Annotated in this window: 3 protein-coding genes and 1 pseudogene; 3 read left to right on the top strand and 1 reads right to left on the bottom strand. The window is 65.4% G+C overall.

What is annotated here, in order from left to right; all coding sequences use genetic code 11:
- Positions 1–61: 61 nt before the first annotated feature.
- From ACFFIC_RS16560 to ACFFIC_RS16550, 3 genes and pseudogenes are all read left to right on the top strand, one after another.
- Positions 62–364, top strand: a pseudogene (locus tag ACFFIC_RS16560) (transposase); the annotation flags it as partial.
- A gap of 88 nt (positions 365–452) precedes the next feature.
- Positions 453–1,424: an IS5 family transposase gene (locus ACFFIC_RS16555; protein ID WP_377052311.1), complete on the top strand. Its 972-nt coding sequence runs from the start codon at positions 453–455 to the stop codon at positions 1,422–1,424.
- 480 nt (positions 1,425–1,904) lie between these two features.
- A complete protein-coding gene (locus ACFFIC_RS16550) occupies positions 1,905–2,945 on the top strand; it encodes a sensor histidine kinase (protein WP_377052309.1) in 1,041 nt (346 codons plus the stop codon).
- Here ACFFIC_RS16550 and ACFFIC_RS16545 read toward each other — a convergent pair.
- Positions 2,843–3,728 (bottom strand): IS630 family transposase (locus ACFFIC_RS16545; protein WP_377052307.1); only part of this gene is annotated, 886 nt, incomplete at its 5' end. The two genes, ACFFIC_RS16550 and ACFFIC_RS16545, sit on opposite strands and share 103 nt — an antisense overlap.

Raw genomic sequence — 3,728 nt, 5'->3', positions numbered from 1 at the left:
GGACGGGGCGGGCCATACGTCCGTGTGTGGTTTGGCATGATGGGACGAAAGGAGTTCCCCCATGGCCCGACGCAAAGAGCCTCGGATCCCGAATGCTATTCTGGACCAGCTGCTGGCGGGCTCGGATGCCCGAACGGCCTTCGACCAGGGCGGCCTGCTGGATGAGCTCAAGAAGGCCTTCGCCGAGCGGGCGCTGAACGCGGAGATGGATCACCACTTGGCCGGAGAGGCTGGGGAGGGCAACAGCCGCAACGGCTATGGACGCAAGTCGGTGGTGACCGACACCGGGCGGATCGCACTCGAGGTGCCCCGGGACCGGCAGGCCACCTTCGACCCGCAGCTGATCGCCAAGTACCAGCGCCGCTTGACCTTGTTGCACGGACCGGCGGCTTGGAGGTGGAGACGCGGGGAGTTAGGGGGCAGGTCTGTGGCCCAGCAGCTTGGATGCCAGCATGCCGTTCAAAACCAACTCTGGCCGTCGGCACCGCATCCCGAAGCAGCGGTACAAGGTAACGAACTGGTCTGACTACGACGCTGCTCTGCGGCAGCGCGGAAGCTTGACCGTCTGGTTCACTGAGGAAGCGATCTCAGCCTGGCAAGCGGAGCCAAGGACCACGCCGGGTGGGCAGCCCCTCTACTCCGCCCTGGCGATCACCACCGCGCTGACGTTGCGCGCCGTGTTCCGCCTAGCCCTGCGTCAAACCGAGGGGCTGATCGGCTCCATTACCCAGCTGCTCGGTCTCGATCTGGCCGTGCCTGATCACTCCACCCTGAGCCGCCGAGCCGAAACCCTGGTGGTGCCCGAGCCAGCACCAAAGGGGGGTGGAATGCCCGTGCACCTGCTCGTAGACAGCACGGGGCTAAAGCTATGCGGCCCTGGCGAGTGGTTGGTGGAGAAACACGGCACCGGGACGCGCCGGGGATGGCGCAAGCTCCACCTCGGCACCGACGCCGACACGTGGCGGATCGTCGCGTCGGTGCTGACAAACCATGATGCCGATGACGGGTCGCAGGTTGGCCCCTTGCTCGACCAAGTTGAAGGACCTGTCGCTTCCTTCACCGCCGACGGTGCCTTCGACAGGGACGATGTCTACGCTGCCGTGGCCCAGCGGCATCCGGCCGCAGACGTCATCGTCCCGCCGCGCTCCAGCGGGGTGCCAAGTGAGGCGGCCGAGACGGCGCCGACGCAACGTGACCGGCACCTTCGAACCATCGCGGAGCGAGGGCGTATGGGATGGCAGAGGGCATCTGGTTACAACCATCGCGCCCTGATCGAGGCGGACATATCTCGGTGGAAGCGTGTGATCGGCGACGCACTGCGCTCGCGCACAGATGGCCGGCAGGCGACCGAGGCGGCAATTGCCACGAACGTCCTGAACCGCATGCTTGACCTTGGACGTCCGGAATGGACCCGACTTGCCTGACCTGAACTACCCGTAAGGCTCACCGCCTCCAAGTCGCCAGTCCATGCAACAAGGTGCCGGAACGCGGCAAGCGGAGTTGCAGATGATCCGGGACGGCAAGGCGCTGCTGTCGGCAGTGCCGGCGAACGATCCGTAATCGAGGCCGCGCCGCTCACCCCAAACTTCGATACCACCGCGGCTGAACGCTACGCCACCGCGCGTGCGGCCACCCGCGAGCGTTACGCGACTTTCCGCAACGCTCCAGGCGTAGGCGCCATGTTGAAGGAGGATCGGTTCTCCGGGGAGTTTGCCCCCTCTGCAGCCTTGCCCTTATGAGCCGTATCAGTTGCAATCCGTATAGAAAAAGCCAGTATCCTCCAGCGCTGGTCCCTCTCGTCGGGCCTGCGACCCCACGCTTGCAACGAACGGCGCACGCAGTATTACCCCTTCTGCGCAGGTAGAGGATCCAGCACAGTGCTTTGAGATGGATCAGGCGCTCCGGTGTGGGACGCTGAACGGCTGCGCATCGCGGCCGACGCTGCCGGGATCGCCCTCTGGTCTTGGAACGTCGACACTGATGAAATCGCCCTGGACGAGCGGGCCCGTGCCTTGTGGCAGGTGCAGCAAAAGGGGCTGGTTACCTTCGAGGAACTGTCCAGCCGCATCCATCCGGCAGACCTGGAGCGGGTACGAGAGGCATTCCAGGCAACCCGCGCTACGGCCGGTGCCTACGAAATCGACTTCGGCATCTTGCAGGGTAACGCCGTTCGCTGGATTTCAGCGCGTGGCCAGGGCGGAGATGTTGGCATCGTCGGCCGGGTCATGTTCGGAGTCTTCCTCGACGTGACCGCGCGCAAACAGGCCGAGGAGGTCCGGGATTTAGCAGCCGGCGAGATGAGCCACCGGATCAAGAACCTGTTCTCCATTGCCTCTGCCCTCACCACCATCGCGGCCCGCTCGGCAGCAACGACGACTGAGATGGCGCAGGATCTGACGCAGCGCCTGAATTCGCTGGGGCGTGCCCACGACCTCGTTCGTCCCGCCCCGGGCCAGATCGAGGACCGGGTGGCGCTGCTGGGCGACATGCTGGCCACGCTGCTGGCACCTTACGATGGTGACGCGGCCTCCGGTTCCCGCATTCGGGTCTCTGTGCCGGACGTGCGGATCGGGGGCACTGCGGCGACCACCCTGGCCTTGGCTGTCCACGAGCTGGCAACCAACTCGGTCAAGTACGGCGCCCTCTCGCAGGCGGGTGGCACGCTGGATGTGCGATGCACCGAGCATCACGACGAGGTCGTGATGGTTTGGACCGAGCAGGGCGGACCATTGGTCACAGCTCCTACCGGCAACATGGGCTACGGAAGCAAGCTGGTGGCGCGGAGCATGTCGGGGCAACTCGGCGGCACCATCGCGTTCGATTGGCTAACTAGTGCTCTGACTCATTCAGAAGGTTCAGGGAGGCGAGCGAGCTTGGCTAGGATGGCGTCAGCGGACTTGGTCCAGACGAAGGGCTTGGCTGCTTTGTTGTGCTGTCGGATGTAGCGGGTGATGGCGTCCTGGAGTTCGGCGACGGACCTGAAGACGCCGCGCCGTATGCGCCTGCGGGTGATAGCGGAGAAGAAGCCCTCGACGGCGTTGATCCAGGACGCCGACTTGGGCGTGAAATGGAAAACCCAGCGAGGGTGATCGGCCAGCCATTCCAGCACCTTCGGATGCTTGTGGGTGGCGTAGTTGTCGACGATGGCGTGGATCAGCTTGCCTGCCGGGACGGCGCGTTCCACGGCCTTGAGGAAGGTGAGGAACTCCTTGTGGGTGTGCCGGGGCATGCAGCGGCCGACCACGGTTCCGTCGAGGGTGTTGAGAGCGGCGAACAAGGTGGTGGTGCCATTGCGCTTGTAGTCGTGGGTCATCGTCCCGCAGCGGCCGGGCTTCAGCGGCAGGCCTCGCTGGGTGCGGTCGAGCGCCTGAATCTGGCTCTTCTCGTCAATCGACAGCACCACCGCATGGCAGGGCGGGTCCATGTAGAGGCCGACAATGTCCTCGACCTTGGTGGCAAAGGCGGGATCGGTGGAGCGCTTGAAGGTGCGCAGGCGGTGTGGCTGGAGGCGGCTGGCCTCCCAGATGCGCTGCACGGCGCGCAGGCTGATGCCGACCGCTTTCGCCATTGCCCGGCCGGTCCAGTGAGTGACCGCACCGGTCGGCTCCGAACAGGTCAGGGCCAGCACCCTGGCCACGGTTGCCGTAGGCAGACGAGCCCGGCCAGGCTTGCGCGTCTTGTCGCGCAGCAGCCCGTCCACGCCCTGTTCGGCATAGCGCGCCTGCCAC

It is taken from the genome of Muricoccus vinaceus (genome assembly GCF_042433125.1).
In the GTDB taxonomy this organism is placed as follows: Bacteria; Pseudomonadota; Alphaproteobacteria; order Acetobacterales; family Acetobacteraceae; genus Roseomonas; species Roseomonas vinacea.
The sequence above is the reverse complement of the archived record's forward strand: the minus strand, read 5'-3'. Positions and strand labels throughout refer to the sequence as shown.